Origin of the sequence: Pseudonocardia sp. (genome assembly GCF_025965585.1) — a bacterium.
Classification (GTDB): domain Bacteria; phylum Actinomycetota; class Actinomycetes; order Mycobacteriales; family Pseudonocardiaceae; genus Pseudonocardia.
Genome location: NZ_JAOPWR010000441.1, coordinates 1 through 2,910 on the forward strand (window position 1 = coordinate 1; position 2,910 = coordinate 2,910).

Annotated in this window: 3 protein-coding genes; all 3 read right to left on the minus strand. The window is 67.0% G+C overall.

Annotated features, from left to right (window positions below; all coding sequences use genetic code 11):
- Positions 1-61: 61 nt before the first annotated feature.
- A complete protein-coding gene (locus JWR81_RS27185; RefSeq protein WP_297659063.1) occupies positions 62-400 on the minus strand; it encodes a hypothetical protein in 339 nt (112 codons plus the stop codon).
- A gap of 249 nt (positions 401-649) precedes the next feature.
- Positions 650-1,483, minus strand: coding sequence for an alpha/beta hydrolase (locus JWR81_RS27190; RefSeq protein WP_297659064.1), 834 nt, complete (start codon positions 1,481-1,483; stop codon positions 650-652).
- Positions 1,484-2,646: 1,163 nt separating this feature from the next.
- Positions 2,647-2,910, minus strand: a 264-nt coding sequence (locus tag JWR81_RS27195; RefSeq protein WP_297659065.1) for a hypothetical protein, incomplete at its 5' end; no start/stop codon positions are given.

Consider the following 2,910-nt stretch of genomic DNA (forward strand, 5'->3'; position numbering starts at 1 on the left):
CTCACCGACCGCGCAAAGGCCGACCTGATGGGCCACGCCAAGTTCCTCGAGGACACATACGTCAGCCGCGGCGAACTTCATCCTGACGCGGCGGTTTTCCTTGATGCTCGTTGCGGTCGTGCAGCGCCGTGAGGTAGACGTTCTTGAGCAGGTCGGTCGGCTGGGCCCGGTACTGCCGGTACACCCGCCGCTCCTGCTCCTCGAGCGTCGTGACCACCGGCGGCAAGAGCCCGTCCAGCCCGAGTGCCGCCCGCTCTTCCCGAGTGAACGCCGTCCCCTTGTTCAACCGCGGCGTCCGCAAGACCCCCAGGCCCCGCGCCGTCGTGACGTAGCCACCGTCCGGCGCTTCCTGAAAGCTCCGCTCCTCCACGGGCTGCTTGCCCGCAGTCTCCACTGACATGGCGCACTCTCCTTCCGCGCTTCCCGGAGACGCGGCGCGGCGGTAACCGGTCGGGAGCAGCCTCACCACGCCTCCGCGCGTTCTCCCGATGTACATCCGGCCAACCTGCCCCTCCCGACCGCGACGGGGTCGAACGGCCCGGCGACAGGAGGTCCCGGCCAGTCACAGACCAAGATCATCCCCTGCGACCGAGAAGGCGCCCGTCACCTGGGCTTTCACCCGATCGCCGATGTGTGCCCAGATGCCTGGTCATCCCGCGAGGAAGCCGAGTAGCTCGCGGTTGACCTCCGCGGCGTGGGTCCAGCCGATGTTGTGCGGGCCGCCGTCGATCTCCACGAAGCGGGCGTCCTTGATGAGCGCGGGCAGCCGCCTGCCGGTGGCGTCGATGGGCAGGATGCGGTCCTCGGTGCCCTGCACCACCAGCATCGGGACGTCGATCTTGGGCAGGTCGCCGCGGAAGTCGGTCAGCCAGGTCGGGACGCAGGCCCAGGTGGCGTAGGCGGATGCGCCGGCGGCGACGTTGAAGCTCGCCTGCAACGCCTGGTCGCTGATCCGGGTGCCGCGGAGCTTGTCGACGTTGTCGAAGTTGTCGAAGAAGTCCTTCAGGTACGCCGGGCGGTCGGCGGTGACCGCCGCCATGATCTGGTCGAAGACGCTCTTGTCGACGCCCTCGGGGTTGTCGTCGGTCTTGAGCAGGTAGGGCGGGATGGGTCCGAGCAGGACGGCGGTGCGGACCCGGTCGGAGCCGTGGGTGCCCAGGTAGCGGGTCACCTCGCCGGTGCCCATCGAGAATCCGACCAGGGTGGTGTCGCGCAGGTCCAGGGTCTGCATCAGGGCGTGCAGGTCGGCCGTGAAGGTGTCGTAGTCGTAGCCGACGGTGGGCCGGCTGGAATCGCCGAAGCCGCGGCGGTCGTAGGTGATCACCCGGTGGCCGGCGTCGAGCAGCGGGCGGAGTTGTTTCTCCCAGGAGTGCCCGGACAGCGGGTAGCCGTGGATGAGTACCACCGGGCGGCCGCCGCCGTGGTCCTCGTAGTAGATGTCGATGTTGCCGGAGTTTTCCTGACCGACGGTGACGAAGGGCATGGGCTTGCTCCGTTGAGTACTGCGATCTCCGGCCGCCGGTTGACAACCGGAGGTGGCGGCGTCGCCCGCGCGCATCCGCGTCGTGCGCGGCCCCCGACACTGCCGCCCGGCCATCGTCGACCGCCTCGACGGCGGTGTCTACGGACCGGTGGCGGCAATCTGCTCCGCTGTTCGCGCGCCGCGACGGCCGCCGGCCGCGCCGATCGCAGGACCGCGCCGCGAGTCGGTGCGGTCACGGCGACTGCTGGTGGCAGGCGGTCGGGCTAGGGCGCGAACACGATCCCCGGCCACCGCCGCGCAGTCGTCAAACCGACGGCGTCCGGGGTAGCGGTACCGGCGCGGCGGAGCGGGCTGCCATTAGTCCAGTTGCGCGTCGTCTGATCGGCAGCCCTTCGATGAGCTTGTCAGCGACGCCCTCGTAGAAGCCGTCCTCATCGAATACGTACTCGACCACGCGTTCCGTCACTGCAGGCAACCTCGCCCGAAGCTCGCGTCGCGCGAGCTTCCGTGCTTCGGTTATGGACTCCCGTACGCGCTCCCTGGTCGTCTGCCACGGCGACTCGTCCATCGCGGGCTGAGGACGAGGAGCTGGCTTCGTGGCCTCGGACTCGGTCGCGGTGTAGGGAGGCCGATCTTCGGTCGTGGGAGAGATCGAGCGACAGCCGGCCGAACCGTCGATTGTCTGACCATCACTCGAATGAACAGCATCAGAATTTCCGAGTGGAAGAGCTTCATTCAATGCGGATCCGCCCATTTCTGGAGTCAGACGATCGATTCCTACCCTTCGTCGTTGGTGGAGCAAATATCGTTACACGTGTAACGAGTTTCGACGGGTTGATGTAGCGATCGTAAGTGCCGTTCAATCACACAGGTCGCGGGGTGTGTCGATCAGCACCTGACCCTCGTAAGGCAAGTGGCTCCACCGTCGATCGGGCGTGCGTAGCAAGGCCCCACCGCCGGTGGGGTTAGCCCTTTGGGCCGGGGAACCAACGCGAAACTAGCCCCCGGCGCGGGCCGGAGGCCAGTTTCACTTCGAAACCCCGCCGCAGGGACCGATGTCAGAGCAACGGTTCGGGGCGGCTACGCATTACCCGAGGTACCAGCATCACGACCACCGAGGTCGACTGCCCGAACGCTTCGAAGAGATGCGTCCTTACATGTCCTTACATGTCCCACGTCGTACCGGGCAGAAGCACGCGCTCGGTGGCACTGACGCAGAAGAAGCTGTGTGCCTGTCCGCCAATAAGGCGTGTAGCCGTACCACCGGTCACGTCGCCGAACGCCTCGACCTCTTCCGGGGAGGTCGACGGGCACTGCGAGGGCGTGATCACGATCTTCGTGTCCGTGCCCGTCGTAGTCAGCCCGGTGTTCCACGTGACGACGAAGGTGCCGGTGCCGGTTGTTTGCATGGCGCCACCGCCCGAGAT

Coding starts and splice junctions, on each gene's coding strand:
- JWR81_RS27185 (WP_297659063.1), bottom strand. CDS start 400: ATGTCAGTGGAGACTGCGGGCAAGCAGCCCGTGGAGGAGCGGAGCTTT.
- JWR81_RS27190 (WP_297659064.1), bottom strand. CDS start 1,483: ATGCCCTTCGTCACCGTCGGTCAGGAAAACTCCGGCAACATCGACATC.